Genomic DNA, 2,079 nt, shown 5'->3' with positions numbered 1-2,079 from the left:
GGCAAGGACAGTCATCGCCACCGCGAGGCGGGCGCGGCGCAGGTGCTGTTGTCTTCAGGCACCCGCTGGGCGCTGATGTCTGAGCTGCGCGGCGCGCCGGAACCGACGTTGGAGGCGCATCTGGCCCAGCTCGATCCCTGCGATCTGGTGCTGGTCGAGGGCTACAAAGCCTCCGATCTTGCAAAGATCGAGGCGCATCGCGGCGCGACCGGGCAGCCGTTGATTGCCAGCCACGACGCGCGGATCATCGCGGTGGCCAGCGACAGTGGGGTGCAGGCGCCGGTGCAGGTGCTGCACCTCGACGATACCGGCGCTATCGCCGATCTGATCGTTGCGGAGACCGGGCTGTGAACGGCTTTGATACGATGATCGTGGTCGACTGGTCGGGCGGGCTGGACCGTGGTCCGCGTCCGAAAAAAGACGCGATCTGGGCTGCGGTGGTGCGTCACGGTGTGGCCGAGCGCCCCGTCTATCATCGCAATCGTCGCGACGCCGAACACTGGCTCGGAACACTGATCGGCCAAGAACTGGCCTGCGATCGAAGGGTCTTTGCGGGTTTCGATTTCCCGTTCGGCTATCCAGCGGGCTTTGCCAGCGCGCTCACCGGGACCGATGACCCGCTGACCATCTGGGCTTGGCTGGAGGCCCATATCGAAGACGCTCCTCATCAAACCAACCGATGGGAGATTGCCGGTCGGATCAACGGACTTTTCCCCGGGATCGGCCCGTTCTGGGGGAACGGTCGGCCCAATCAGGATGTCGAAAACCTGCCGCGAAAGGGCAATGACCGCCGGGATCACGGTGTTGCCGAATGGCGCGCCGCAGAGCGTGCGACAAAGGGCGCCTTTTCCTGTTGGCAGTTGGCGGGTGCGGGATCGGTGGGCAGTCAGATGCTGATGGGGCTGCCGGTGCTGGAACGGTTGAGACGCAGGTTCGACACGGCGATCTGGCCGTTTCAGAGGTTGGATCGTCCGCTTGCGATTGTCGAGGTGTGGCCATCGCTGATTGCAGACTTCATCGGCGCGACGATGCCGGAGGGCGAAATCCGCGACGCGCATCAGGTCCGCGTTCTGGCCGGTGCCATCGCGGCCTTGCCCGATAACGATTTGGCACGGATGCTGCTGGTCGATGATCCAAGTGCCCACGAAGAGGGCTGGATTTTCGGCGTCGGTCACGAGGATCAATTGCGCAGCGCCGCAGATCTGGGCCTGTCCGCCCTTGCAGAACCTGCGGGCGTCCGTGCTGGTTCTTCGAAGAGACGTTCCCGCTCGGACCATACTTACGTTTCCGATCCTACCTCCGGGCGAATGGCATGACCGTCTCTCGATCACTGACGCCGCCACCGCTGCGCGACGATTGTTTTGCCCTGCCTCGCGGGACCGAGTGGACGCCGGTGGACACCGCGCTGGCACAGTTGCGCGACCGGCTGTCCGTCGTTGTCGGCGCGCAGTCGGTAGCGACCGCAGACGCCGCGGGTCGCGTGCTGGCCGACGATGTCAGGGCGGTACGGTCAAACCCACCCGCCGCCAATTCAGCGGTAGATGGCTATGGCGTCACTTGGGCCGAAACCGGGTCCGGAGCGCAGCAGATGCCCTTGGTCGATGGCCGTGCGGCGGCGGGCGATCCGTTCGATCAAAGCGTGCCTGCAGGACATGCGGTTCGGATCCTGACCGGTGCGATCCTGCCGGACGGCGTCGATACCGTGATCCTGCAAGAGGACGTGACGACGGACGGTGCGCATATCGCCTTTCGCGGACCGCTCCGCGGCGGCGCAAATGCGCGAAAGGCCGGGGAGGACTGCGCGAAGGGTGAAGTCATACTGCAGGCCGGGCGCGTTCTAACGCCCGCCGATCTTGCTTTGGCAACGGCCACCGGCGTCGCGACGTTGCCGGTGCGCGACAGGCTATCGGTGGCGGTTCTGTCGACCGGCGATGAACTGTGCGAAGCCGGTTCCGACGCAGGGCCGTCACGAACCTATGACGCGAACCGCCCGATGCTGCTGGAACTGGCGCGGCGCTGGGGATGTGACTGCGTCGATCTAGGCATCGTTGCCGACAACCGCGATGCCCTGCGCGCGGC

At 65.4% G+C, this 2,079-nt stretch carries 3 protein-coding genes; all 3 read left to right on the top strand.

Going from position 1 to position 2,079, the window contains the following annotated elements:
• Window positions 1–351, top strand: a 351-nt coding sequence (gene mobB / locus ACSHXH_RS19550; RefSeq protein ID WP_435673474.1) for a molybdopterin-guanine dinucleotide biosynthesis protein B, incomplete at its 5' end; no start/stop codon positions are given.
• On the top strand, window positions 348–1,316 hold the full coding sequence (locus ACSHXH_RS19545; protein ID WP_435673473.1) for a molybdopterin guanine dinucleotide synthesis: 969 nt from the start codon (window positions 348–350) through the stop codon (window positions 1,314–1,316). The genes mobB and ACSHXH_RS19545, both read left to right, overlap by 4 nt.
• Window positions 1,313–2,079, top strand: a 767-nt coding sequence (locus ACSHXH_RS19540; RefSeq protein ID WP_435673472.1) for a molybdopterin-binding protein, incomplete at its 3' end; no start/stop codon positions are given. The genes ACSHXH_RS19545 and ACSHXH_RS19540, both read left to right, overlap by 4 nt.

The sequence above is a fragment of the Marivita sp. genome, assembly GCF_051251565.1.
GTDB lineage: Bacteria > Pseudomonadota > Alphaproteobacteria > Rhodobacterales > Rhodobacteraceae > Marivita.
This window is presented reverse-complemented; position numbering and strand designations above follow the sequence as displayed.